This is a genomic window from Enterococcus sp. DIV1298c, from assembly GCF_017316315.1.
In the GTDB taxonomy this organism is placed as follows: domain Bacteria; phylum Bacillota; class Bacilli; order Lactobacillales; family Enterococcaceae; genus Enterococcus_B; species Enterococcus_B mangumiae.
The window spans coordinates 41,281-65,108 of sequence record NZ_JAFLWG010000039.1 but is presented as its reverse complement, the minus strand read 5'-3'; the positions used below and the strand labels follow the sequence as shown (position 1 = coordinate 65,108).

Annotated in this window: 30 protein-coding genes and 1 riboswitch; of the genes, 1 reads left to right on the top strand and 29 read right to left on the bottom strand. The window is 40.1% G+C overall.

Features of this window, described 5'->3' with window-relative positions; translation table 11 throughout:
• Nucleotides 1-255: 255 nt before the first annotated feature.
• Genes JZO83_RS09675 through JZO83_RS09590 form a run of 18 tightly spaced genes read right to left on the bottom strand, consistent with a single transcriptional unit; the run spans nt 256 to nt 14,973 of the window.
• Entirely contained in the window at nt 256-1,446 is a 1,191-nt protein-coding gene (locus JZO83_RS09675) for an acetate kinase (protein ID WP_206858943.1), read from the bottom strand.
• A 24-nt stretch (nt 1,447-1,470) separates the two neighbouring features.
• Nucleotides 1,471-2,190, bottom strand: a complete 720-nt coding sequence (locus tag JZO83_RS09670) for an MIP/aquaporin family protein (protein WP_086334715.1) — start codon at nt 2,188-2,190, stop codon at nt 1,471-1,473.
• A gap of 14 nt (nt 2,191-2,204) precedes the next feature.
• The gene (locus JZO83_RS09665) at nt 2,205-3,320 is read right to left on the bottom strand and encodes a 1-propanol dehydrogenase PduQ (protein ID WP_242542561.1); all 1,116 of its coding nucleotides are present in this window, start codon (nt 3,318-3,320) and stop codon (nt 2,205-2,207) included.
• A gap of 11 nt (nt 3,321-3,331) precedes the next feature.
• On the bottom strand, nt 3,332-4,732 hold the full coding sequence (locus JZO83_RS09660) for an aldehyde dehydrogenase family protein (protein WP_207115615.1): 1,401 nt from the start codon (nt 4,730-4,732) through the stop codon (nt 3,332-3,334).
• Complete coding sequence (locus JZO83_RS09655; RefSeq protein WP_207115614.1) at nt 4,732-5,718, bottom strand: cob(I)yrinic acid a,c-diamide adenosyltransferase; 987 nt, start codon at nt 5,716-5,718, stop codon at nt 4,732-4,734. Before JZO83_RS09655 ends, JZO83_RS09660 begins: the two co-directional genes overlap by 1 nt.
• A gap of 13 nt (nt 5,719-5,731) precedes the next feature.
• Nucleotides 5,732-5,995 (bottom strand): EutN/CcmL family microcompartment protein, encoded by a 264-nt coding sequence (locus tag JZO83_RS09650; RefSeq protein WP_071867455.1) that lies wholly within the window; start codon nt 5,993-5,995, stop codon nt 5,732-5,734.
• The gene (pduM, locus tag JZO83_RS09645; RefSeq protein ID WP_207115613.1) at nt 5,989-6,474 is read right to left on the bottom strand and encodes a PduM family microcompartment protein; all 486 of its coding nucleotides are present in this window, start codon (nt 6,472-6,474) and stop codon (nt 5,989-5,991) included. Before pduM ends, JZO83_RS09650 begins: the two co-directional genes overlap by 7 nt.
• A 9-nt stretch (nt 6,475-6,483) precedes the next feature.
• Nucleotides 6,484-7,323: an ethanolamine utilization protein EutJ gene (gene eutJ / locus JZO83_RS09640; RefSeq protein WP_206858937.1), complete on the bottom strand. Its 840-nt coding sequence runs from the start codon at nt 7,321-7,323 to the stop codon at nt 6,484-6,486.
• Between the two features lie 16 nt (nt 7,324-7,339).
• Nucleotides 7,340-7,966: a phosphate propanoyltransferase gene (gene pduL / locus JZO83_RS09635; protein WP_207115612.1), complete on the bottom strand. Its 627-nt coding sequence runs from the start codon at nt 7,964-7,966 to the stop codon at nt 7,340-7,342.
• Entirely contained in the window at nt 7,959-8,240 is a 282-nt protein-coding gene (locus JZO83_RS09630; RefSeq protein WP_206858931.1) for a BMC domain-containing protein, read from the bottom strand. Before JZO83_RS09630 ends, pduL begins: the two co-directional genes overlap by 8 nt.
• Nucleotides 8,241-8,253: 13 nt before the next feature.
• Nucleotides 8,254-8,772, bottom strand: coding sequence for a BMC domain-containing protein (locus JZO83_RS14490; RefSeq protein ID WP_206858929.1), 519 nt, complete (start codon nt 8,770-8,772; stop codon nt 8,254-8,256).
• Nucleotides 8,769-9,128, bottom strand: coding sequence for a glycerol dehydratase reactivase beta/small subunit family protein (locus JZO83_RS09620; protein ID WP_206858921.1), 360 nt, complete (start codon nt 9,126-9,128; stop codon nt 8,769-8,771). Before JZO83_RS09620 ends, JZO83_RS14490 begins: the two co-directional genes overlap by 4 nt.
• On the bottom strand, nt 9,121-10,950 hold the full coding sequence (locus tag JZO83_RS09615) for a diol dehydratase reactivase subunit alpha (protein WP_207115611.1): 1,830 nt from the start codon (nt 10,948-10,950) through the stop codon (nt 9,121-9,123). The genes JZO83_RS09620 and JZO83_RS09615 overlap by 8 nt, the downstream gene beginning before the upstream one ends.
• A gap of 29 nt (nt 10,951-10,979) precedes the next feature.
• Nucleotides 10,980-11,486, bottom strand: a complete 507-nt coding sequence (locus tag JZO83_RS09610; protein ID WP_206858918.1) for a diol dehydratase small subunit — start codon at nt 11,484-11,486, stop codon at nt 10,980-10,982.
• A gap of 13 nt (nt 11,487-11,499) precedes the next feature.
• Nucleotides 11,500-12,177 (bottom strand): propanediol/glycerol family dehydratase medium subunit, encoded by a 678-nt coding sequence (locus JZO83_RS09605; RefSeq protein WP_206858917.1) that lies wholly within the window; start codon nt 12,175-12,177, stop codon nt 11,500-11,502.
• 12 nt (nt 12,178-12,189) lie between these two features.
• Nucleotides 12,190-13,851, bottom strand: coding sequence for a propanediol/glycerol family dehydratase large subunit (locus tag JZO83_RS09600; RefSeq protein ID WP_206858916.1), 1,662 nt, complete (start codon nt 13,849-13,851; stop codon nt 12,190-12,192).
• 20 nt (nt 13,852-13,871) lie between these two features.
• A complete protein-coding gene (gene pduB, locus JZO83_RS09595) occupies nt 13,872-14,681 on the bottom strand; it encodes a propanediol utilization microcompartment protein PduB (RefSeq protein ID WP_206858914.1) in 810 nt (269 codons plus the stop codon).
• Nucleotides 14,682-14,691: 10 nt separating this feature from the next.
• Entirely contained in the window at nt 14,692-14,973 is a 282-nt protein-coding gene (locus JZO83_RS09590; RefSeq protein WP_206858911.1) for a BMC domain-containing protein, read from the bottom strand.
• A 279-nt stretch (nt 14,974-15,252) separates the two neighbouring features.
• Between JZO83_RS09590 and JZO83_RS09585 the strand changes: the two genes are divergently transcribed.
• Nucleotides 15,253-16,161, top strand: a complete 909-nt coding sequence (locus tag JZO83_RS09585; RefSeq protein WP_207115610.1) for a PocR ligand-binding domain-containing protein — start codon at nt 15,253-15,255, stop codon at nt 16,159-16,161.
• Nucleotides 16,162-16,286: 125 nt separating this feature from the next.
• A riboswitch (cobalamin riboswitch) is annotated at nt 16,287-16,456 on the bottom strand.
• 69 nt (nt 16,457-16,525) lie between these two features.
• On the opposite strand, the gene eutP is transcribed toward JZO83_RS09585, so the two are convergent.
• From eutP to JZO83_RS09530, 11 genes are all read right to left on the bottom strand, one after another.
• The gene (eutP, locus tag JZO83_RS09580; RefSeq protein WP_207115609.1) at nt 16,526-16,960 is read right to left on the bottom strand and encodes a EutP/PduV family microcompartment system protein; all 435 of its coding nucleotides are present in this window, start codon (nt 16,958-16,960) and stop codon (nt 16,526-16,528) included.
• Nucleotides 16,961-17,010: 50 nt separating this feature from the next.
• Nucleotides 17,011-17,364, bottom strand: a complete 354-nt coding sequence (locus JZO83_RS09575; RefSeq protein WP_206858906.1) for a BMC domain-containing protein — start codon at nt 17,362-17,364, stop codon at nt 17,011-17,013.
• 274 nt (nt 17,365-17,638) lie between these two features.
• On the bottom strand, nt 17,639-18,067 hold the full coding sequence (locus tag JZO83_RS09570; protein ID WP_207115608.1) for a type II toxin-antitoxin system HicB family antitoxin: 429 nt from the start codon (nt 18,065-18,067) through the stop codon (nt 17,639-17,641).
• 34 nt (nt 18,068-18,101) lie between these two features.
• The gene (locus tag JZO83_RS09565) at nt 18,102-18,266 is read right to left on the bottom strand and encodes a type II toxin-antitoxin system HicA family toxin (RefSeq protein WP_207115617.1); all 165 of its coding nucleotides are present in this window, start codon (nt 18,264-18,266) and stop codon (nt 18,102-18,104) included.
• Nucleotides 18,267-18,554: 288 nt separating this feature from the next.
• The gene (locus JZO83_RS09560; protein ID WP_206858902.1) at nt 18,555-18,962 is read right to left on the bottom strand and encodes a NusG domain II-containing protein; all 408 of its coding nucleotides are present in this window, start codon (nt 18,960-18,962) and stop codon (nt 18,555-18,557) included.
• 39 nt (nt 18,963-19,001) lie between these two features.
• Nucleotides 19,002-19,382, bottom strand: coding sequence for a hypothetical protein (locus JZO83_RS09555; RefSeq protein WP_207115607.1), 381 nt, complete (start codon nt 19,380-19,382; stop codon nt 19,002-19,004).
• A 30-nt stretch (nt 19,383-19,412) separates the two neighbouring features.
• Nucleotides 19,413-19,580 carry a 50S ribosomal protein L32 gene (rpmF, locus tag JZO83_RS09550; RefSeq protein WP_206858898.1) on the bottom strand — a complete coding sequence of 56 codons (168 nt, stop codon included), beginning with the start codon at nt 19,578-19,580 and terminating at the stop codon, nt 19,413-19,415.
• Between the two features lie 18 nt (nt 19,581-19,598).
• Nucleotides 19,599-19,868, bottom strand: a complete 270-nt coding sequence (rpsN, locus tag JZO83_RS09545; protein WP_207115606.1) for a 30S ribosomal protein S14 — start codon at nt 19,866-19,868, stop codon at nt 19,599-19,601.
• A gap of 255 nt (nt 19,869-20,123) precedes the next feature.
• Complete coding sequence (locus JZO83_RS09540; RefSeq protein WP_207115605.1) at nt 20,124-20,483, bottom strand: YxeA family protein; 360 nt, start codon at nt 20,481-20,483, stop codon at nt 20,124-20,126.
• A gap of 261 nt (nt 20,484-20,744) precedes the next feature.
• Complete coding sequence (locus tag JZO83_RS09535; protein WP_207115604.1) at nt 20,745-22,133, bottom strand: C39 family peptidase; 1,389 nt, start codon at nt 22,131-22,133, stop codon at nt 20,745-20,747.
• 360 nt (nt 22,134-22,493) lie between these two features.
• Nucleotides 22,494-23,630 carry a Fic family protein gene (locus tag JZO83_RS09530; protein ID WP_207115603.1) on the bottom strand — a complete coding sequence of 379 codons (1,137 nt, stop codon included), beginning with the start codon at nt 23,628-23,630 and terminating at the stop codon, nt 22,494-22,496.
• Nucleotides 23,631-23,828: the final 198 nt, after the last annotated feature.

The window sequence follows — 23,828 nt, the reverse complement described above, 5'->3', positions numbered from 1 at the left end:
CACTACTTGTCGAAGAGCCATTTTAATGTCCCCTCTTTTCACTCCAATAAAAAAGAACCAACCTAAGCTTTTACACTTCGATTGATTCTACATCATACATCTTCTTTTGATCACCCAAAAAACTTTTAACAGTTATAGATATAATGGATGAAATCAGACAACTGATGATCGTTTTGAAAAACATTCAAAAAACTTTTTAAAGTCTCTCAGAATGAGATTCCAGCTTTTTCATAAGGAGGTTGATTATTTGCTGTCTTAATTCGCAATCAGTTGATTTGTCTCACGTACGATCATTCGCTCTTCATTCGTTGGTACGACCATGACAGCAACCTGTCCGTCTTCTTGACTGATCATTGATTGTCTTGAATTGTTTCTTTGTTCATCAACTGTTACGCCAAAGAATGACAAGCCTTCGCAAGCTAGTTGGCGAATGATTGGTGAGTTTTCTCCGATACCTGCAGTGAAGATCAACACATCAAGTCCACCCAACTCAGCAGCATACGAACCGATCGTTTGTTTTACTCGACCACAAAACATGTTCATCGCTAAAATCGCTTTTGGATTTCCTTGTTCAAATGCTTCCTCAATATCACGAGCATCACTGCTGATACCAGAAACCCCTTTGAAACCAGATTCTTGGTTCATCATTTGCTCGATTTCTGCAAAACTCATCTGTTTTTCTCTACCTAGATACGTCACGATCGAAGGGTCGATATCGCCACAGCGAGTGCCCATCATGATCCCTGCTAAAGGAGTGAATCCCATACTCGTGATGACGGATCGTCCATTTTTGATTGCACAAATGCTCCCACCATTTCCTAAGTGACAAGAAATGATTTTTAAGTCCTCCACATTTTTCCCTAAAGACTTGGCAGCTTCGGCCGCCACATATTGATGACTTGTGCCATGGAAACCAAAACGGCGAATCCCTTCTTCTTCATACAAATGATAAGGAATTGGATACAGAAAGTTTTCTTCTGGCATCGTCTGGTGGAATGACGTATCAAACACCGCCACTTGCGGACAAGCTGGCAGATTATTTTTGAAAGCTTCGATTCCCATGATGTTGATTGGATTATGCAACGGAGCTAAATGAGCGAGCGATTTGATTTTTTCTAACGCTTCGTCATCCACTAAGCATGAGCCTTTAAAGAATTCTCCACCATGAGCGACACGATGGCCAACCCCAGTGATTTCTGATAGATCAGCAACGATTTTTTGTTCCAATAGAAATTCTAATAAGAACTTGACTGCATCTTCATGCGTTTCTCCTTCAACAGAGCGTCTGTTTTTAGCTTCGTCTAACGAATACGTCAAATCCATTGATGTCGCCAGTCCGATTCGTTCAAACAATCCTTTGGCGATCATTTTTTCTTCAGGAAACTCATACACTTGAAATTTCAATGAAGAACTTCCTGAATTGATCGCAATAATTAATTCTTTCAATGCTTTACCCCTCAATCTAATCTTTTACAGAATATTTACTAAAAGCACAGCAATCGTTGCGCCAACGATTGGACCTACTAATGGCACCCATGCGTACTTCCAGTTGTAGTCAGTGTTTTTATTTGGCAAAGGCATCAATGTATACATCAAGCGCGGACCAAGGTCACGAGCTGGGTTGATAGCATACCCTGTTGTTGAACCAAATGAGAATGAGATACCTACTAACAAGAATAATGCGACAACCGGTTGGAATCCTCCTGGGAAGTCTCCTGCTGGAAGTAACAATAAGGTGAAGATAAATGCAAATGTTGCAATGATCTCACTGATCACATTCGCAATTGGTGCATCGATGGCTGGACCTGTGGCAAAGATACCTACCGAGTTCCCTTCATCAGCTCCAGTTTCTTTGAAATGCGCCATAAACGAAATAGCGGCAATCAACGCACCTAAGAATGCGCCTGCAAACTGTGCTAAGACAAATGGCACGACCATATTCCACTCAAAAAGCCCGCCAATTGCAAAAGCAATCGAAACCGCAGGATTCAAATGCCCTGGTGAACCAAAATAGCCAGCCGAATAGATCCCTAACATTACGGCAACGCCCCAACCAAATGCAACTAATACCCAGTTAGCTCCAACTGCTTTTGCTAAGGTTTTCTTTAGGTTGATACTACAACCAACACCACAACCGAAAAGTGTTAAGACTAACGTTCCAATAAATTCACCCAATACTGTATTATCCATTTTATGCTCCCCTTTTAAACGATTTTTTGATAGATTTCTTTTAATTGTGCATGACTGAAAGCAATCGGATTCGATTGGAAAGTAAAATCATTGGCAGCATTGGCAGCGACTTGATCGGCTACTCGATGAGCGCTTGACTCCTCAACTTTCCATTCAGCTAAAGTTGTTGGGACTCCAGATTCTTTACTCAATCGTTTGATTGCATCCACTAATTTGATCACGGCCACTTCGTCTGAGAGACCGTTCGTACACAATTTAAGTTTTCGTGACACGTCTGCGTATAAAGCTTTTGCTGTCCAATCTTTGGCATTCGCTAAAATGACATGCGGCAACAACATCGCATTTGCCAAACCATGCGGAACTTTGAAAAGCGCGCCAACTTGATGAGCTAAAGCATGGCAAACACCTAAGCCAGCATTGTCAAAAGCGACACCAGCTAGAGTAGCTGCTTCATGCATTTGCACGCGAGCTTCTTCATTTTGCCCATTTTTTACACACTCGACTAGATTCGAAAAGACAAGACCGATTGCTTTTTCTGCAAGCGCAGAAGAATAATTGGTTCGCCCTTTCGCTACCAAAGCTTCTAATGCATGTGTCAGAACGTCCAATCCACTATAAGCAGTGATCGAAGGCGGACTTGTCAGCACAAAGTCAATTGACAAGATGGCTTCATCAGGAACCAGCTGCTCATCAAATATCGGATATTTGATTTTATTTGCTGTATCGGTGATCACAGCTGCACTAGTCACCTCAGAGCCAGTCCCACTAGTTGTTGGGATCGCCACAAAATAACTGATTGCTTGCTTTGCTACCTTCTGATAGAAATAAATGATTCCTTTAGCAGTATCTAATGCAGACCCACCACCGATCGCAATCACGACAGTCGGTTCAGCCTGCATAGCAATTTGCATCCCTTTCACTACTTTTTCAATTGGTGGATCAGGAACGATCTCGGTAAATGTGATCACACGATTTTTTTGTTCTAAATAAGCAATCATTTCAAGGACTTTTTGATTACTTTTCAAAAAAGGATCAAAAACGAATAGAACGGTTTCATTTGCAAAATGTTCGAACCTTTCTACGATGTTCGTTGTTACAGCAACTTTTGTTTTCATTGACCAATTATTCAAACTGTTTCCTCCTAACGAATCGAAAATCCGTCCGTTAACACACAACGACGTTTTCTAGCAAAATTTCTAGCAGTCGTCGTACATTCGCCGGTTGGTGTTGCAATCGTGAATGTGGTTGGACCTTCTCCACCAAACCCTAATCCTGCAAAAGAAGAACCATTTTTTACAAAGATCGATGTTTGGAATTTCTTCGCTGCAAGGTTCAATCGTTGAATATTTTGCGAATGCATCGTTGCCGTGTGATGACACTTGTTTTCGATTCCTAAAGCCGTCGGTAAGGCTTCATCAAAATCTTTCACTGTCACAATCGGCAAGATCGGCATCAACATTTCTTTGACAACAAACGGATGATTTTTATCTGTTTTCATAATGATCACGCGAATGTCTGCTGATACATCGACACCGACAGCCGCTAAAAGCTCACTCGCATTTTTTCCAACAAACTGTCGATTAGGCGCGCCATTTTCCGCAATCATCTTATCGATCAATCGTTGGATGATTTGTTCATCCCCTACGTAATAAGCCCCTTGTTTTTCCATTTGTAAAATCAAGTAATCAACCACTTGTTCGACAGCAACGACACTTTTCTCTGCTGTACACAAGATGTTGTTATCAAAAGATGCACCCAAGACAATATCCGCCGCTGCTTTATCAAGGTCTGCGGTTTCATCGACAAGTGAAGGCGGATTGCCTTCCCCAGCTGCAATCGTCTTCTTACCACTCTTCATTGCTTGTCGCACAACACCAGGTCCACCAGTGATCACTAACAATGAGATGTCTGGATGACTCATCATCTCTTGCGCTGCTTCGATCGAAGGTTTTTCAATCGTTACCACCAAGTTATGGATGCCACAACTTTGATAGATCAATTCATTCAATTTTGAAACAACCCAACCAGAAATGCGCTTTGCCCCTGGATGGACACTGAAATAAATCGCATTTCCTGCTGCAATCATCCCAATTGCATTACAGATCAATGTTTCAGCTGGATTGGTACTTGGCGTCACCGCACCAATCACCCCATATGGAGATAACTCATAAAGTGTCATTCCGTTATCACCAGTGACCGCTTCAGTTACAAGATCTTCCACGCCAGGTGTCTTATTGATAGCAAGCGTTAATTTCTGGATCTTATCTTCATATCTTCCCATTTTGGTTTCTTCAACCGTTTGACGAGCAATTGTTTCGATATGAGGCGTCATCCCTGTACGAATCGCAGCAATAATTGATTTTCGTTGTTCCAATGACAAGTCATCCAAACGTTCTTGTGCTGTTTTTGCAGCTGCAACCGCTGTGTCAACTGTTGGAAAGATCCCTACAGAAGAAGTCGAAGCAGTTGCGGTAATTGGTTCTTCTAAAAGGATTCCTTGAATCACTTTCATGATTTGTTCTTTTAATTGTTCTTCGCCCATCATGCTCGCTCCTTAAACTTTTTGATTCCTTTTGATGCAATCGCCATATCTTGATCTGGACGACCACCGCTCACGCCGATACCACCAATGATGTTCCCTTGTCCATCTTTAAGAAGGAAGCCTCCTCCGAATGTCACAAGTTTTCCATCACTTAAGGTTTCTAGTTGAAAAAGCGGCTGGCTTGGTTGTACCAACTCTGTTAGTTCATGCGTATCAGCTTTCATCGAAACAGCTGTATAGGCTTTTTTGATCGCCATGCTTTCACTAACGATCAGTGCATCGTCCATTCGATAGAATTGTTTCAAAGCCCCGTTTTTATCAACGATTGCAATAGAAACAGGTACGCTCAAACAATTCGCATGATCGATACAAGCGTGCACGATCTCTTCAAAGTCAGGTTTGACTTTTGGCTGTTGCACACGTTCTTGATAGCGATGAATGATTTTAGTGATCAGCGCTTCTTGTTCCTGTTCATGATCTGCCTCACGGGCAAAAGAATACAAGCAATCCGACAAACGGTTGGCAAACTTGCTAAGCTCTGCACGGACTTCTTCGTTTTCCATGAAACGATCAAGTACACGTTCGCCTCGACGACAAACGGTTCGAGCCACATGAAGTTGCGCCCCAGCTAAACTTTTCCCCGGTAAGATAAATTCATGGATCGGTGGTAACTTCGCCGTTTTTTCATCGATCCAAATTTCCAATTGTCGGATATCCTCCATAGAGATCAGATCGCTTTTGTTGACCAATTTATCAGTTTTCGTCGCTGTTGCTAATTCTGCATTCATCTGAAAAAGTTTATTTTGGATCCAGTCTAGCGCTAGTTGGCTTTCCTGGTTTTTCAACATTTTTTGTGCCAAACTGATCTGTGCACAGCATTCATCAAAAGTTCCATAAACTTCAACTCTTAAACTCGCTTTTTTGACTCGTGTCCCATCAAAAAGACTGGTCATTCCTTTATCACCAGTTTTTGTATAGATCGGCATTCTTTTCACTCCCTTACATGTCAAATGTATCGATGATCCCAACAATCGCACAATCGACCGCTTCTGATGGTTCCGAGAATAAATGTCTCGCTGAACTGCCGCTATTCAACAGAACATAATCACCAATGCCAGCACCTACAGTATCAGCTGCTACTTGTTGAAAACGTACTGCCTCTTTTTGCGCATTGATCGGTTGAACGATCATTAGTTTTTTGCCTACAAGAGAGGAATCTTTTTGAGTAGACACAACGCTACCGATTATTTTTCCCATTAACATTGAGATCCGCTCCTTTTACAAACAGTCATCTGTTTTTCCTGAATGATTTCTTGTGCCAATAATGTAAAGTTTTGTTTCATTGAAAGAATCAACACTGCATGATTCGGCAGAACAGCCACTTGCTTATAAGTGATATACCGATTCGAAAAGGCATAACATGGTTTTTCAGTAGCTGTATAAACTTCGACATTATAGTGGAAGATTTCTTCAGGTATCAAAGTCAGATCCGAAAAAGAGCATTGAAATCTAAGCTCGCAACCGTAGTCCAAGCTACGAAATAGCCATCGTACAAATGGATCACTCTCATTTTTTCTTGCGAAATTCGTTAAAAAGAAACAGTCGCAATTTTTGACATAGACAAATTTATTCGACAGAAAAGGTTTGATCGAATCGGTATCGACCGCATCGGCTGATACGATCACTTTACTTTTTTCTCTTTTGATGAGCCAATCAACCACTTTTTGAATAATTTCTTCCATACGAAACTCCTATTCCACGATGACTTCAGAAGCCATCGCTATGCCGATCGGTGTAACGAATTGCGGGTGAATGGGTTTCAATACTTCCTTGCCAATGACACTACTCATTTCTTCTTCGAACTGTGTAAAATAAGCAGCCCCGCCGACAACAAAAATCGGCTCGATTGGATGTGCATCCAACATATTTTTTGCGATCGTCGCCATTTTTTGAATCACTGGACGACAAATCGTAAAATTCTCCGCTTCATTTTTGGGATTTCTCTTGATTTTCTCCGCTTCATCTGTGTCCACTCCGTGATACCCTGCAATCACTAGCGTCATATGCGTCCCGCCAGTCGGTTCATCATCTACGAATGCGACTTCCCCATTCTTTAAGATACTGATACCCGTAGTTCCGCCCCCGATATCAATGACCGCACCGTCTGAAATATCAAGTGTCAAGGCAGCCGCTGACGGCTCATCCACTAACTGATCGATTTCCATCCCCGCACTTTCAATGACGTTTGCTACTACTTTTTTGTTGTTGCCGATCGTTCCTGGGGGGATAGCCCCGGAAGCTGCTTTCAGTTCAAACCCTAAAGCAGCCTCCGCTTCTTCCCGCAAAGCTTCGACGATTTTCACTGCTTTTTGATAATCAACCACCAAACCGTCTCGAATCACCTTCGCTTCTTTGAAAGCCCCGAATAACGGTTGGTTGTTGGCATCTAAAACAACTAATACGATTGAAGCTGTTCCCAGATCGACGCCTACTTTATAGCCATCAGCCGCTGTATGATCAGTTGGTACAAAAGAATGGACGATTTTTTCGAAAGATTCTAATAACTGGTTCGCTTTCTCAATTCCTTGCATCTCTTGCTCCTTCTGATCAACGAATGATCCTTGCTCTAGTTTCAGTAGTCACATTGGCTGCGTTCGCTTCATCTGTGTCGATGTGCATTTCCATAATAAATTTTTCATGTGGACGTAAGGCAACCTCATGATAGACAGTTGCTCGTTCACCAGATAAAATTTCGACTGACACCAACTCATCTTTAGCCAGATCCAAACGTTTCATATCCTCAAGATTCAAATGGATATGACGTTGTGCAATGATGGCAGCTGGAATCGTGATCGTAGCAGCTTCAGTCATCAAAGTGATTTCAACTGCTTCGTCAAGATCACCAGAAAGCTTGATTGGTGGATTGATTCCTAACAGACGCGCATCGGTTTTTGAAACTTCCACTTGTGAACGATTGCGAAACGGACCAAGGATTCTTACTCGTTCGATCTTTCCCTTTGGACCGATCAACGTCACCGTTTGCTTTGCTGCAAACTCCCCTGGTTGTTTCAACTCACGTAATCGCTCAATGTTTTGTCCAGGAAAAAGCTGTTCAAAGTGAGCTGGTGTCAGATGGATATGACGATTTGAGATCCCGATCGGAAAGGTTTGATCAAGATCTGCGATCACTTTCCGGACGATTTCTTTCAACTCAGCTTTTGAAAAATCAAGCATTGTCTTGACCAGCTAATAGTTTATTCACATCATGATGTGGGCGTGGGATCACGTGTACAGAAACCACTTCACCTACACGTTCAGCCGCAGCAGAACCAGCATCTGTCGCTGCTTTGACTGCGCCAACATCTCCGCGCACCATGATCGTTACTAAACCAGAACCGATTTTTTCTGTTCCGATCAATTGTACGTTTGCTGCTTTTACCATTGCGTCAGCTGCTTCAACAGCTCCTACTAAACCTTTTGTTTCGATCATTCCTAATGCATCATTCATTTATGTGTTCCTCCTAGTTTTTTTTATTTTTCTTTGCCCCAGTTTTGTTTCCTTTTTTTGGTGGATCTTTTGGGGTTTTAGCTTTGTCAGACACTGTATCGACAGGACTTGTAGGAAGTGTCGTTTTATCTTCTTTGATAACTGGCACTTCTTCACTCTTCGGCTCTACAGCTTTTTCAGCTGAGGATTCTTGCTTCGTTGCTGTTTCCTCAACCTTAGCGACAGGCGCTTCTTCTTGCTTTGGTTCAGCTTTCTCTTCTTTTGAAGAGAAGACATGAAGAATATTGTCTCCTGGTCTTGGAATAACCAGAGAAGAGACGTAGGCATCCATCGAGATCGCGGCGGATTTTGCGGCATCGATTGCTGCTTTTACAGCCCCAACATCGCCTTGGACCATAACGGTCATCCAGCCAAATCCTTTAGTCTTTTCTATACTCAAAAGTTCAATATTTGCGGATTTCACCATGATATCAGAAAGGTTGATAGCACTGGCTAATCCTGTTGATTCGATCAATCCAATTGCTTGGTTCATTGATTCACCTCCAATAATTCCAGTGATTTTAACGGAATGCTTTTGACGATCCGTGCAGCATTGCTTCCTAAGTTTCTCAAAATCGTGGAAGGGACGATCGAAACATGTTGCAATACTTGATAAGGTGCTTCTCTTTTCAAGCTTTTATGGTGTAAGCAAAGTGTATCCTTGCTTCCGCCGATCCCTACTTGTAATGGAGAAGCTAAAGCCGCTTCGTATGCCGCTTGGGCTGCATTATTGAACGCTTTTGCTTCTAACTTATACGGAATGCTCTCTTCTTCTATCCCATAGAGTAATGAGGTCAAGATTGCTTCGTCGATTCCATCTACGTAGATGATGATCGAAGGTCTATCCATGTTCATTCCCCCTCAGATGTGAAAGGATCAAGCCAGTAGCGACGGCATTTCTAGGACCTTCACATGCACGCACATTCCCTTGCCCAGCAACTAACCCATAGTGAGATAACGCATCTGTCACGATTTGAGGAATCTCAAAATCAAGCGCCGAACCTCCGACGATCACAACAAATGGAATGTCACGGATATTGCCAGTCGGGCTGACACGTTTCAATGCTCGGATCGTGTTTGTGACAAACACTCTCTTTTTCGCTGTCTGTCTAACTAATTTGATTTTTTCGATTGAAATATCTAGCGGAATCGGAATGAGGCCCTCTGGTTTGACAACGACAACTTTTGCAAATAAGTGAGGATCTAAAGGTTCTTCAAAGAATTGCACACTGCCATCTTCATGACGGATATAGAAAATGTTCTCTACTTTTGCCAAAGGATATTTTTTGACATCTTCAGCTAAATAAATATCATCAATCCCTAACTCCGACTTGATCAATAATGTCACCATATCTCCCGCACCAGCTAAATGAGTAGCAGAAACGGTTTGTTCCCCAATGATCGACGCATCGGTAGAACCAGCACCTAAATCTAAAATCGCTAAAGGCGTGCTTGTACCCGGCGTCGTCAACGCCCCTAGAATCGCCGCCTCTGCTTCCGCCCCACCAATCTCAACCGGTGTTTTCAAATCTTCTTCAATCGACTGTGCGATTTTAGACATTTGCAAATGATCCGATTTGACCATCGAAGCGATACCAACTGCCTGTTCCATTGAGAATTCACCGGCAACACCGCCTTTGACTTCGATTGGAACAAAAGTATCAACTGCAAGTAAGTCTTGGATGAAAATCTCTGCGAGCGGACGTTCCGTTAGATTCGCCATCGTTAGCCGAACTTTCTCCAACATCCCACCGACGTTTGTACCTGATTCACCAGTCACATTGTCGATCTCGGCAAAAGAACTCACCGCCGTCATGATATCTTCTGCACCAGCAGAGATTTCCACGATCTTGCGACGATTCCCTCCCGTGACCTCGATGCTACCTGCTGGAATCACACGTGCTTGCACATCGCCTTGTGGTGTCTTGATCACGACGGCAGAACGGTTGCCAATCAACGCACGAGCCATAGGAACGATACTTTTCGTTGCTTCTGAATCAAGTTCAAATACAGTCGCAATACCATATGGATTCGATAACTGAGCAACCCCTTGACCAGCTGGCGCTACTTCAACCGCAGCTAACATACCCAATGGGATTTTTTCAATATACGCCACTTCGTCAATGATCGGGATTTTATGGGTCAAGCGATTATTGACTAACACCCCATCATCGCTTTGAAGGATCGCACCTGTGACCCGAATATTGTTTTCAACGATCTGGTTGATCCATTTCGCCGCTTGGTCAAATTCGATTTCTTTTTCAACGACGACGACATAGTCGTCATCGCTGAATGTTTTTTTGACTAATTCTGATAATTTGATCGTTTTCCCTACGCCTAAACCATGCCCACCAGGCGTTTTAGGATTATGACCGATCATCGTTGATTCGGTGATGATCGTTTCAGTGATCATTTCCATCGCCACGTCACCGATGACAGGCGTTGCTTCGTTGATACGGATCAAATCGATATCGGAGATGGTCAGATCATTTTTTGCGCAAGCTTCATTGATTGCTTTATAGATCCCAAAGAGATTCTTCTTCGTTCCTTTGATCCCCGTTGTTTCAGTAATAGCCGATTGTAGAAATTGAATTTGATCATTCTTATCGATCTCTGCAAGTGCGATCTCCGTTGAGGAATTTCCAATATCAATACCTATAATACGTTTCATGTATATTCCTCCCGATAACTGAAGATCTCTTAATTATCCCCTTTAAGCTTCTTACGTGTTTCGTAATGCTCACTTGCTTCACGGAAATAAGCAGCAGAGATTTTCGCATTGTATTTTGTTTCCAATTCATCCGCAATGTCCAGCAATTCTTGTTTGCTTGAGCGATACGGGCGTAACGCATTGTACATTGCTAAAACACGCTCATCAGGAACCGCTGTCAATTCTGCGGCACGATCAAAGTTAGAAGAAATCGTTTTACGTCCGGCACTGTGCGCAATCTCACCTTGTGCTTTTAAGATCGATGGTGTGATCTTCAAGTCTTCGGGTGTCAACGAGCCATTCAATACATTGGCCAGTGTGATATCTTCTAATGTTTTGCCTGTTTTTGTTTTTACCCATTCTGGATGTTTGACAGCAATTGGATAGTCAGCAGTCGTCGCTTGGGTGCCACTTGCAACTTCAGTTGTTCCAGTCGGTTTATTGTTCATATCTTGTAAGATATTTCTTACCAAGCTTTCTAATGTCTGTTCGTTCATCTGTTTCACCTCGTTATAATGTTACAGCAATTTCTTCTGCTGGTTTCCCAATGACAACATGCTTTGTTTCTTTGATGTGAAGTAAAGCAGATTGTGCTTGGTATTTTGGACGTGCCATTTGGTCGTTCATCATCGGAACCGGATTTGGTGATTCCCCTTTTGCATATTTCGCAGCATTTTTACCGATCGCACGATACGTTTCAAGTGTGATCAGTGGTGCTTGTGGGAATAATTCAAGATTTGACAATGGTTGTAAATCTTTTTGGTGAATGATCGCTGTTCCTTTTGATTGGATCGACACGCAAATACCTGAACCAGAAAGCTTGTCTCCCTCAACCGCAACAAATGCCACGTCTGAAGAACGGAATACTTTGACTACACGAGCTTTTAAGCCTTCCTCTTCGATCCCTGCAATGATTTGCTTCAAGATATCTTTATGACTCAAGCCAATGATACTCGTTGTTTGAGATGCCGCAAATGCAGGTCCAACTGCGATAACCACTTCATCTGGTGCATTGCCGGGTTGAGCAACACCGATGGAACGGAACCAAGATTCAGAGTTGTTATCTGCCGCTGCAACAGTAGACGGTGTGCTTTTGAATGCTACTGTTTGGTCAGTTTTATTTGTATCCATTTCAGTCAAGACTTCTTGAATGATCGATCTTAATAAATTTTCGTTGATTTCTGCCATTTCATACTCCTCCTATATATCCTGCGGGTTGATTGCGTTAGGAATTGCTTTCACTTTTTCCCACTCTGAGCCATCTAGACGGTGCCCAGTTCCTGGTCCTGCATAGTCATTTTTATCATTGACAGCAGAGATGACATTCCAATCTTTATCAAAGATAGAAGAAGTTTGTAAGAAGTCTCCGGCAACACGCTGTTTCAATAGATTCAACACACTGACAGCGACATCTTCAAAGCCTGTTTTAGATAAAGCTTTCACTAGATCTAACCCAGTAGCCCCACTCGCTAACAACTCTTCTGCTCCTTTGATATCTTGAACCATGTCACGAGCAGGCATGTCATCAGAACCACGAGCGTAAGTTGCTGCTTCTACTTCTTCGTCTGTGATCGTTGGTAACCCTAATTCTGCAAATAACGCTTGCATCGCTTTTGCTGCTTTATTACGAACTTTGATCACTTCTGCTTCTTCTACTGGACGTAATCCACCATCAACACGTAGGTCACGCTGTAAGATGTTGTAGTCATCAAAATCATCCGCATCAAAGTTTGAACCCGCAAACATATTGTCATAGTTTGGAGTCGCAGAATATCCTGAAGAAATATAATCAGTTCCTGGTAAGAATTGCATCAATAAACGAGCTGTTCTACGGATATCTGAGTGAGAGAATGTCTGGTCATTTCCAGAAGCCACTTCAAGGTCAAGCAACATCGCAATCAAGTTTTCCGCTAAGACCGCACGGATTCCTGAAGGCACCGCACCTGGGATACCAATACAACTGATCGAGCCATTTTGCAGTCCTTGTACACCTGCTGCTTTTGTTAGATAGATACATCTAGTTTCTAAATACAACATCGATTTGCCTTCTGCATAACCCATTTGTACTTCTGAACCAGTCCCAGAAGTGAAACGCATTTTCAAGCCACGAGACGCATAACATGAAGCAAGGAACCCTTTTGACCAAGGTGTATCATCGCCATCAGTAAATACTTTCTCTGTACCATAAACAGAAATCGTTTCAGCATACGCAGTGAACCCTCTCATACCAAGGTCAAGCTCAGTTGCTTCTTCCAATGAACACTGTGTCAATACGCCTGGGCGTCCAACTTGTGAACCGATCATGATCGAGATTGCATTAAACGGTGCATAACGTGCAACCGCGACTGTTGTTTCCTGCTCATCAAATCCACGTAAAGCGCCTTCAGCGGCATCCGCAGCAATCTGAACAGGGTTATCACGTAAGTTCGTTACGTGAGATTGTGTTGTTGGACGACGACGTGCACGCATTTTTTGAACGGCCATCATCATTTCAACCACATTCATGTAGCCGACAACTTCATTGATTTTTGCTGGTGTTGCTGAAGTCGTCAATTGGATGATTTCTTCACGGCAAATATTTGGATCAACGATTTTATTTGCTAATTCTTTGGATGACATCTGCATTACTTCTTCTGCACGAGTGATATCGATTCCATACTGCGCGATATACGCATCGATCAAATCAAAATCTTCTTTTGCTTTTCCATCTAATTCAACGACCTCACCAGCAACGATCTTGATGCTTGGTTTTGGATCATTGGGACTTTGCATGGCGATCAGACCTTCGTCTATCCACTCATCAACAAATCCATCTTGGTTTACAGGTCTTTTTGATAATTCTTCAAATCGTTTCGATTTCATCTATTAACTCACTCTCCAATTTAAATATATGATGGCTGATCATTCGTTGGTTCGCTGCCCAATGTACCTAATAATTTGATACCGATTTCACGCGCAGAGATCACCGCTTGACGTACAGCTCCTGAATCGCCACTAAATGTCATCGTTACCTCATTTGAAAAGTTTTGGCCATTTTGTGGTGTTGCATAACTAACAACTTCGATATTTGCTGCCTTCATTGCTGTATCTGCCATTACTACACCGATCGCCGCTGGTGCGCCAACGATCAAACCAAATGATTTACCCACTGGAGTACCAAATACTTTGTTACACGCATAACTCGCTCGAGCAGTATATTGACATTCGATATGGCCCGCTTCATTTGCGTAAACATCACCAAACGTACGAGTATCTACTTCTTTTAATGTCACTTCAACCGCACGCTTCACATCTGAAACATCATCGCCACCGAAAATGATGATCGATCCATGACCAGCGCCACCTTTTGTATCTCTAGGCATTTCGATTGAGATCACTTCTGTATTTGTTGCTTTAACTGCTTCGTCAGCCGCCAAGATATGTGGCCCAGCACCTGTACGAGCACCCACAATACCGATTGAACGATATTTTTTCTCTAATTTCATCGTATCCAATAAAGATGAATCAACATTTGCAATCACCAAACCAATCGTATCGCCAAATTCTGATGCACCGACAAATTCTGTTAAGCCACAATGTTTTTCAATCATTTTGTTTGTTCCCCCCGAAGTATTTTCCTTTGTTTCATTTGATTCGATTTTATTCAAAACCTTTTTTAAGATTTCTTCTACTGCTGCATTATTATCAACCATTCAGATCACCTCAGTCAGTTAAATTTGGGAGTACTCTCTCAACTTCAGAATGAGGACGAGGAATCACGTAGTTTGAAACGACTTCCCCAACAGACCCTGCTGCTGCAACGCCAGCGTCAACTGCGGCTTTGACCGCACCTACATCTCCTCTGACCATTACAGTAACTAAACCTGAACCGATTTTTTCAGTGCCGATCAACGTCACATTCGCTGCCTTCACCATTGCATCTGCTGCTTCGATTGAACCGATCAATCCTCGAGTTTCAATCATGCCTAAAGCTTCTTGACCCATTGTCATACCTCCTAATTTTAGTAGCGCTTACAATATCATCATATAAAAAAAAGATGGAAAATAATTGTTCCATCTTTTTTTTATGAATTTAGAAAATAATAATAATTTGCTGTGAATAAAAAAAGAAAACACGACAAATAAGCTTAAATTTTAATAATTTAAGCGAAACAATCTATTAAAATCTTGTCATTTGATAGTCAAAATCGTACTATTTGTGATGTTTTGTACAATAACTAGTGTTTTTCTGTTAGAATTAGTGCGATGAAAGGGGGCTGTTGCATGATTCAAGGTCATCCAAAAGGAATTTATTTAGATAGACTTACCAAGATAATGGAAGAATTTGCATTAGCAGTCGATTATGGCGCTGTATTAGTTGATATCCACGGTAAAGAAACGTCAAATTTGTTTAATTTTTCTCCTTTTTGCCAAACCATACGCGCAAATCCACAATTGAAACATCTGTGCCAAAAATGTGATGCTTATGGCGGTTTAGAAGCATCAAAAACCGGAAAACCACATATCTATCAATGCCATGCTGGCTTGACTGATATCTCATTACCTTTGATATACGATCGACAACTACATGGCTTTGCACTTTTTGGTCAAGTACAAGTAGCTGATATCAAGGAGAATCAAATCGATCGCATCCACCCATCGATCACGAATTGGAAGGACTATGCTGAACTGAGGCATGCACGTAATAAAGTACGTGTCGTGAATAAGAAACAAATCACGGCTGCCGCTTCACTTTTTGAAACGATCGCTGAACATTACGGAAAAGAAGAAGACCATCCTAGAGACCGGATCAAATTCAATCTCAGTACACCGAAAGAAAAAACAGGTAAAACTAAGAATAAAGAAGGTAACTCCGATCATGGAGAAATCAATAAAGCGATCAAATATATCAACAAGAATCTCTCGCGCAATATCACACTAGATGAAGTAGCAAACCATGTTTATTTGAGTCACTATTATTTTAGCCGACTTTTCAAAAAAGAATTAGGGATCAGTTTCGTTAACTACCTTAATAAACAACGGATCGAACAAGCAAAAGAATTACTGCTTCAAACGAATTTGAGCGTACAAAAAATCGCCTATCGTATTGGCTACACTCAGCCAAGTTATTTCTGTAAACTATTCAAAAAAGAGACCGGAACAACTCCCGCTTCATTTAGAAGAAAGAGCTGATCCAATGAAAGACAGTTGGCCGACTGTCTTTTTTTCAATAAAAAAAATGAAGTGTTTTCGAAAAAACACTTCACCAAACAAGCCGTCTATTGATCGGTTTGAATCGCAAAATGATTTTCCCAATAAAATCACTTTCACATCATGTAAGGTATCCTGACTTTGCTTCATCCTACTACCTCGCCTTCCCGTAAGTGGCTAAATGAGGGGTCGTCTGCATATACAGTAAAAAGGGTCTGTCAAGGATTCTCACCTTGTTCCCTTAACATCATGTGTTTATATTTTTATTATTTCCAATTATACATTACTTCACAATCATGGTCAATAGATAACAGAAGCACTTTATTTTAAACCGTATTTCTGCCACCTATCCTTTCGTAGACAAGTGTTTCTCTAATTCGTCTAAACCAAAACCTGTTATGGTAGAAACTTCAAAAATCTTAGATGCACCAGCTAATTGCAACAATTCACGGGCTTTTGCTCGTGTCTGTTCATCTGCTAAGTCAACTTTTGAGATCACACCGATTACTTCTTTGTTGAATCTTGATGAAAAATAAGGAGGAAAATAATTTTGAGCGCTTGTAATATCTTGAACGAATGCAACCACCTCTGCCTCGATCGAAGCGCTGACTAACGCATTATAGTAAAACTGATTCTCCATGAACTCGCCAGGTGTATCGATTGAATCATCCAGATAATACACTTGTTGAGTCTTATGATAAGAAATGTCTTTCTTTTGTAGCCACTGTGACAAGGTGGTTTTACCACTACCTGTTTGTCCAATAAAAATCACCCGACGCATTTTTTCACCTGCCGTTTCTCGCGAATCAACAATCAGTGATTGCGGATATCCTATGTTTTTGTGATCTCAGGGATATCAAACCCAAGAACCGTATTCATTGTTTGGATGACTTGTTGCAGTGCATATTCAACAGAAGAAACCTCACCAGTAAAAACAACTGATCCACTAAATCGATCCATGAAACCGATCGACACATCTCCTGACTTTTTAGCGATATCTGCACCGATGATCGACGCTTCACTTGGAGTGATCGTTAAAATACCGATTGCATTACTCGCCTCGCTCAATCCAAGCTTTACAAATACTTCACGATCAGCATTCGGGATAATATGTGCGAGTGTGACCTGTTTTCCTGGAACGTATTCTTGGATCGTTCGTTCAATTTGTCTTTCGTTTGCCACCATTTGCCTCCCCCTACTATCTAATAATAACTATATTCTAGCATAGAAAAATAGAAGTATTTTGTCTTTGATTTGAGGAAGTAACAAATATTTGCGACTTATGAAAGCTTTTTCATCAAATCAAAAAAACTACTATTCCCAACTTTATCCAAGCTGAGAATAGTAGTTTTTCTTTACTTAATAGATATGATCATCCGACTGCCCCTCTTGTTCGATAGTTATCGTTAGTCGATGAGGTAAACAGATAATGCTTTATTTTTGGTTCTTGCCTTATCTATTATTTTTTTCTTGGATGGAGGATATCATCGGCTTTATTTGCAATCGATTCTGTTAGCAAGACCGAAAAATTTATACCAGCCCGTTTCCCTAAGGTATCCGCCCATCTTGGGATCGTTAATGTTTTCTTGATCAATTCTGTGTCTTTTAAATATTTAGCAACATCTACACGTATCAACGTCGTAAAGGAATCTGTTTCTATAGAAATCTGATTGATCGGGGTTGGCTCTGGTAGTGAATCTCCATGCTCGATATAATCCGCCAAAACCATGCCTAAAACCTCTTCTGCCATTGCGATTCCATAAGAGATATCATTTTCATTGATCCCTGTGTAAGCCCCCTGGATATCAGGAAATTCAATGAAGTAACCACCATCTTCTTCTGGTTTAAAAATAGCAGGATATGTTTTCGCTAAAGGCTCGCTTAACATTTCAGTTCCCCCTTTCTGCTAGCCAAATGCGAGATTATTTCAATCCCGCATCTTTCAAAATCTTTTGCTCAAGTCCTCGACCGAGATCTTGATTGGCATGAACAGGAACAGTAATTCTAACATCATCCTTATAAAGGTGGTGGTGAGAGCCTTCCTGCCTTCGCTCAATCCAACCATTTTTCTTCAATAACCTAAGCATTTCTTTTCCTGTAAGCGGCTTTTGCACTATACTCCCTTACAAAAATATTATAGCACGTACTAACACGTGTGGGGAGAAAATGCTAAATTTTTATTAGTTTATCCTACTTGTATAACGAAACTTCAATGCTTTGATACATTAAAACTAGCCCAACTCTTTCTTTTACAGATCAAATACTTTATATCTTCCAAATTATTTTTCAGCGACATCTCACATCACTTGGAGTGAAACCGCAAAAAACTACTACCCCCAACTTTATCCAAGCTGACAATAGTAGTTTTTCTTTACTTAATAGATATGATAATCCGACTGCCCCTCTTGTTCGATAGTTATCACTAGTCGATGAGGTAAACAAATACTGGTTTGTCCTGGTTCTGAGATCCAACCGGTTCTTACCGCGATTTGATCAGGGCTATTATCTTCTTTCACTCTGATTTTACCTTCATTGATTTCAACAATGTTATATTGTGTATCAGATGGGTGATAGGTCACCTTCTTACTGCTGATATCGTCTAAATCAAAACGGTCAACTTCATTGCCATCGATTTTGACTACCGCATACTTGACACTATTTTCGCTTTCTTCTTTATCAAATGACAAAGCAAATACGATTGTCGGTACTAAAGAAGCCACGATCAACACAAAAATAATGATGATATCCCAAGGTTTTATACCTGTTTTACGAAAGTTGTTCATTTAGATTGTCCTTTGTTGGATTTTCTTTTCTCTTAATGCTCAGCGATCTTCCAAGTAGATGTTGATTTGCTGTGCGTCATCATACTCTAGTTGATCTGTTTCAAGCATTTCGATCAATTCTGCTTTCAAGTCTACAGGAATCTCCCAGAAGCCGTCAATACATTTGAACAAACCGGAGTCATATTTTTGGAAAAATGGATAGATCGTTAGAAATTCATCAAAGGACAGGTCCTGTTTTTCGTAATAGTCTTTGATAAACCCTTGATCAATCGCATGTTGTGTTGGAAGTCCAGTTTCTGTGATCAATTTCTTATCGACCATTGCTCGATAGAATTCACCTTTGTCTACAGTAGGCTCGTTTTCTGTTTCCAAATAATACTTGATTCCTTGCTCGACTAATGGCGGATAAATAATTTCCATCTCTTGAGACCTCCTTGAATGACTAATCGTTTATTCGATAACTTTTCGCCCTTTATAATAGCCCTTTAACGAAACATGATGACTTCGGCGATAATCACCGGACAACTCATCAAAAGAAATCTCTGGTTTGGATAGACGTTGATGTGTTCGACGTAAACGTTTTTTTGCTTTGGATGTTTTTCTTGCTGGTACTGCCATGACTGTTTTCCTCCTATTTTACCAACTTGCTTTTTTAACTCCTGGGATCAATCCTTGATGAGCCAGTTCTCTAAACGTGATTCGAGACATCCCGAACTTTCTCATATAGCCGCGAGAACGGCCATCCGTCAGGTCTCTTAATTTCAAACGATTAGGATTAGACTCTTTTGGTAACTTAGCTAACCCTTCATAATCTTTTGCTTCCTTTAATTCTTGGCGTTGTTCGCTATATTTATTGATCAAAGCTACTTGCTTATTCATTTTTGCAATTTTTGATTTTTTTGCCACTAATATTCTGCTCCTTTATTTCACTTTATATTATCCAAATCGTAATAATTACGTTTTGAGTAGAACTACTTTACCACGTCTAGTTTGGTTTGTCAAAAAAGAAATACTAATCGGTCGAAATGAAGCAAGACCTTAAACTGACATCTTTTTAAATATAAAAAAAGCCCCCTGACATGTATGAAATAAATACATCTTAGTGAGCTTTCATCCTATTAGTTTGTAATTAATGTCAAATCAAATTTATCGACCGAAACATTACGAGTTGAGTTTTTCCAATGCCTTCGCTGGCACTTCATTTTCTGGTATTTCACTCCAACCTTTTCCTTGAAGACCTTTTGCATCGATTTTTAAGTATTTATTTTGTTGTAACTCGCGATCAACCATTTTTTTCACTGTTTGCTGATTACCGGCTTCATCGTATCCATCAAAAGTATAAAGATAATCATTTCCTTTTTTATCGCCAGTACTCGTTTTAACATAATACTCTTTTACTTCTTTATCAGATAAAAAATTATCCGTTAATGCTTGAAATCCTTCTGTTTTTGATTCGATAAAAAATGCCCCTATTCCTAAAACAAGTGCAACTACCAATAATCCTTTGACTAGTTTACCCATCACCATTCCCACTTTCTCATTCTTTTTTCTTTCTAAATCATACTAAATATGATGATGAGGCGAAATCTATTCTTCCTATGATTAACTTACATTAACGTAATGAGCTTTTTAAACGAGCCACTGCCAAAGCTTTTGCTAAAAATAGGTACTAAAAATAACCTGTAAAAACCAAAATAAGCAAAGTTATTTTGGACTTTTACAGGTTATGAAAAAAGCGTTCTTTATGGACCCTATTTCCTTCGTTTTTAAGTTTTACTGATTCTATCTAACGACTACCGCATATTTACGTGCATTGTAAATATTCTCAAATGTCGTTCGATTCATCCAATAAGAACCACTGATAGGATCTGAAACGTGGACTTGATTACTTCCTTTGTTGTACCCATCAAGAGTTACTGCATGGTTATTATTTGCTGCAACACCAAAATTCCAATTCCCCCAACGAATCGGTTGGAAATTGATCGTGACCCAAGCAACAACAGGATTTCCATTTTTGACTTCATTTAACAACGTATTCATGGAGCTGCCCGAAATATTTTGGACATTTCCATACTTTTTGCCCCATGTCGTCAAAGGTGCAGGGTAAATTGCAGAGTACGTCCATGAATTTTCGACAAAAGGACTACCGACAAAGCCGCTGTTCGGATTACCATTTGGTGATTTAGGAATCGTATTCAAGAATTGAGTTAAACTCCAATTAGTGATTTTCCCTTTGTATTGAAGAGCTTGTAATAAAGAAGCACCTTCACAGCCACTTGGTGCACCTAAAGCATACTGGTTGTAATTTTTCACACCTAATAATTTATAGTCATCTTGACTTTGCTGCCCATTTCCAACCGCATACCAACCAACGCCTTCATAGACCCAGCCTTGTTTTGTAATGACTTTTTTCTCGTTTTCATCTAATGTGTAATGATGCCAGTTCACCCGTTTACTATACAAACGACTGACCGGGATAGCATTCGCGCCTTTATATGAGTACCAACCGATTCCTTCATATTTCCATCCTTGTTTCGTGATACTATCGCGTTCTTTTGCGTTCAATGTATAAAAATGTTCGCCATTATAACGATTGTACAAACGATACACTGGATCTCCATTTGTCGGAGCTTGCCACCCAACTCCTTCGTAATTCCAACCAATCCTTCTCAGATTATCCCGCTCGCCAGTATCTCTCGTATAAAAATGTTCACCACTGTGTGGATTGAACAACCGATACATTGGGATCGTTTGCACTGCCGCACGAAAAAGTCTAGGTGAACCTTCGATCAACTCCTCTTTTGGCGCTTGCGTAACATCAGCTTCATTTTTACCAGCTTTTTCCGGAGCTTCCAAAATCACCTCTACCCCATCGACGATTGCGGTTTGTGGTTGCTCTGGTTGCACTTCTGTTACTTCACTCGATTGTACTTGTTGTGTCTGTTGGGACTCTTGTGTCGGTATTACTGTTTCAGTCGTTCCTGTTTTCTGACTGACTTCATTTGCTTCTGTATTTTGGACTTGTACGACTTCTGATGTTTGAGTTGATTCTGTGGTGGTATCCACTGTAGACGACTCTTCCGCAAACACTTGACTCATGCCAAACGAACTCGATAGAATAGCAACTATCATGCCCCCACATATACCTTTAGTGATAGATCCCCGTTTCATCTTTTTCCTCCTTATAAATGAACAAAAAATAGCAATAGATTTTAACATATGATGTTATTCGAAAATATTATAACAATAGTAATATAAACTCTTGATTAAATTATACATGAATCTATTTTTTTGTCCGAGTAAAAAGATTGGTCAGAAATAAATGAAAAGCAAGACTATTCCATTTATCACATACGAGGAAATAACAAAAAAATCTGAAATAGAAGTACTTACTTCGTATTCCAGATTTCTTTAGTTGAATTATTGATCTTAATTGATAGAAACTACCTATTATCTTGTTTTTATTTTCAATTAACTTAAAAATTTATATCTAACCTTTAAATTAATAAGTAGTTATATCTTGATTATTCTTTACCCAAGAATACGCAACAAATCATAATTAACATATACCTTATTTTTTCTTTTAGCTTTATCTACATCAATTAGTTTCAAATCAACTAAGTGATTTAAGCCATTTCTTGCAGTTGAAACGCCAATACCTAGATTACTCGCAACTTCACTAACTGTAATATAAGGTTTATTAAAAGTAGCCATCCATATATGATTGATTTTTCCGCTTTGTGAGTTAATTTCTTTAATACCAATTCTTGCTAACTCTGTAAAACTCTCTAGCTTATGCAACATACTATCTGACATTCTTTGGCAAGCATCCAAAAAAAAGTCAATCCAGCCGAACCAGTCTGCTTCTTTTCCGCGAACGCCATTTAGATAATTATAGTATCGTAAACGTTCTTTTTCTAGCTCCTCACTTACAAAAAATACAGGATGATTTATCAAACCATCTTTCATTGTACTGAGTACAATCAAGATTCTTCCCATTCGCCCATTTCCATCTAAAAAAGGATGGATTGATTCAAATTGCGCATGCAAAATTGCTGTTTTAATTAGCGGATCAGAATTCTCATCTAGTAAATATTCCATATCTGAAATATCCTTATGTTCAAAAGAATGGTGTTCTTCTCCATTAATATAATACTCTAAGTTCGTCATGTATTCTCCAATTTCGTGCGCACCAATTGGAATATATACTGCATCCTCCATTTTATTAGTAGGGCCAATAAAATTTTGAATTGTTCGAAACTCGCCTGCAGAAGAAGTAGTTCCACGAGTGTTTTTTCCCATTAAAACAGCATGTAGCTGCTTAATTAAGCGTGATGAAATTGGCATTCCATTAGTAATTAAATCGATTCCTTCAGATAAGGCTCTCATATAATTTTCTACTTCAATTACCTCGGTACTTTTATTTTTCTTAGTTGCGTCTTCAATCATATCTGCAAAGGTCACTTGAGTCCCTTCAATTCTTGTAGATTGCACAGATTCATTAAGTGTCAGCATTTGTATTAGTTGAGCATTTACGATAGAATGCTCTAGCTCTGAGTTCAACTTGCCTACTGTAGATTTTATTTTCGCTATTTTTCTGTAAAGTTTCAATGCCTGCTCCATAGTTACTTTGGGTGGAAGTAATTCAACTCCTTTAATTGCAACCATCTTTGACCTCCATAGAATTTGATAAGCAAATTATCTCATTCTATTTGATCAAAATCAATCTTTTTAATCAAATAGAATGAGATTTATAAATATATAATAACCTGATTTTTGAGCACAAGGATTGTCCTCATCAAAGAAATCATTTCTTATAGCATTCAAATACACAAAGAGAATCAATCTAAGCATCAAGACTCAGAT

Bases quoted from the DNA above. Each gene is read 5' to 3' on its own strand.
- JZO83_RS09585 (WP_207115610.1), top strand. From the start codon at position 15,253: ATGATTCAAGGTCATCCAAAAGGAATTTATTTAGATAGACTTACCAAG.
- JZO83_RS09575 (WP_206858906.1), bottom strand. From the start codon at position 17,364: ATGGTGGCAAACGAAAGACAAATTGAACGAACGATCCAAGAATACGTT.
- JZO83_RS09535 (WP_207115604.1), bottom strand. From the start codon at position 22,133: ATGAAACGGGGATCTATCACTAAAGGTATATGTGGGGGCATGATAGTT.
- JZO83_RS09565 (WP_207115617.1), bottom strand. From the start codon at position 18,266: ATGCTTAGGTTATTGAAGAAAAATGGTTGGATTGAGCGAAGGCAGGAA.
- JZO83_RS09670 (WP_086334715.1), bottom strand. From the start codon at position 2,190: ATGGATAATACAGTATTGGGTGAATTTATTGGAACGTTAGTCTTAACA.
- eutJ (WP_206858937.1), bottom strand. From the start codon at position 7,323: ATGCAAGGAATTGAGAAAGCGAACCAGTTATTAGAATCTTTCGAAAAA.
- JZO83_RS09660 (WP_207115615.1), bottom strand. From the start codon at position 4,732: ATGGGCGAAGAACAATTAAAAGAACAAATCATGAAAGTGATTCAAGGA.
- pduM (WP_207115613.1), bottom strand. From the start codon at position 6,474: ATGGAAGAAATTATTCAAAAAGTGGTTGATTGGCTCATCAAAAGAGAA.
- JZO83_RS09530 (WP_207115603.1), bottom strand. From the start codon at position 23,630: ATGGTTGCAATTAAAGGAGTTGAATTACTTCCACCCAAAGTAACTATG.
- JZO83_RS09610 (WP_206858918.1), bottom strand. From the start codon at position 11,486: ATGAACGAACAGACATTAGAAAGCTTGGTAAGAAATATCTTACAAGAT.
- eutP (WP_207115609.1), bottom strand. From the start codon at position 16,960: ATGCGTCGGGTGATTTTTATTGGACAAACAGGTAGTGGTAAAACCACC.
- JZO83_RS09620 (WP_206858921.1), bottom strand. From the start codon at position 9,128: ATGGATAGACCTTCGATCATCATCTACGTAGATGGAATCGACGAAGCA.
- pduB (WP_206858914.1), bottom strand. From the start codon at position 14,681: ATGGTTGATAATAATGCAGCAGTAGAAGAAATCTTAAAAAAGGTTTTG.
- rpmF (WP_206858898.1), bottom strand. From the start codon at position 19,580: ATGGCAGTACCAGCAAGAAAAACATCCAAAGCAAAAAAACGTTTACGT.
- JZO83_RS14490 (WP_206858929.1), bottom strand. From the start codon at position 8,772: ATGAACCAAGCAATTGGATTGATCGAATCAACAGGATTAGCCAGTGCT.
- JZO83_RS09600 (WP_206858916.1), bottom strand. From the start codon at position 13,851: ATGAAATCGAAACGATTTGAAGAATTATCAAAAAGACCTGTAAACCAA.
- pduL (WP_207115612.1), bottom strand. From the start codon at position 7,966: ATGCTTGATTTTTCAAAAGCTGAGTTGAAAGAAATCGTCCGGAAAGTG.
- JZO83_RS09555 (WP_207115607.1), bottom strand. From the start codon at position 19,382: ATGGAAATTATTTATCCGCCATTAGTCGAGCAAGGAATCAAGTATTAT.
- JZO83_RS09570 (WP_207115608.1), bottom strand. From the start codon at position 18,067: ATGTTAAGCGAGCCTTTAGCGAAAACATATCCTGCTATTTTTAAACCA.
- JZO83_RS09655 (WP_207115614.1), bottom strand. From the start codon at position 5,718: ATGCCGATCTATACAAAAACTGGTGATAAAGGAATGACCAGTCTTTTT.
- JZO83_RS09540 (WP_207115605.1), bottom strand. From the start codon at position 20,483: ATGGGTAAACTAGTCAAAGGATTATTGGTAGTTGCACTTGTTTTAGGA.
- JZO83_RS09650 (WP_071867455.1), bottom strand. From the start codon at position 5,995: ATGTTAATGGGAAAAATAATCGGTAGCGTTGTGTCTACTCAAAAAGAT.
- JZO83_RS09560 (WP_206858902.1), bottom strand. From the start codon at position 18,962: ATGAACAACTTTCGTAAAACAGGTATAAAACCTTGGGATATCATCATT.
- JZO83_RS09630 (WP_206858931.1), bottom strand. From the start codon at position 8,240: ATGAATGATGCATTAGGAATGATCGAAACAAAAGGTTTAGTAGGAGCT.
- JZO83_RS09605 (WP_206858917.1), bottom strand. From the start codon at position 12,177: ATGGCAGAAATCAACGAAAATTTATTAAGATCGATCATTCAAGAAGTC.
- JZO83_RS09590 (WP_206858911.1), bottom strand. From the start codon at position 14,973: ATGGGTCAAGAAGCTTTAGGCATGATTGAAACTCGAGGATTGATCGGT.
- JZO83_RS09615 (WP_207115611.1), bottom strand. From the start codon at position 10,950: ATGAAACGTATTATAGGTATTGATATTGGAAATTCCTCAACGGAGATC.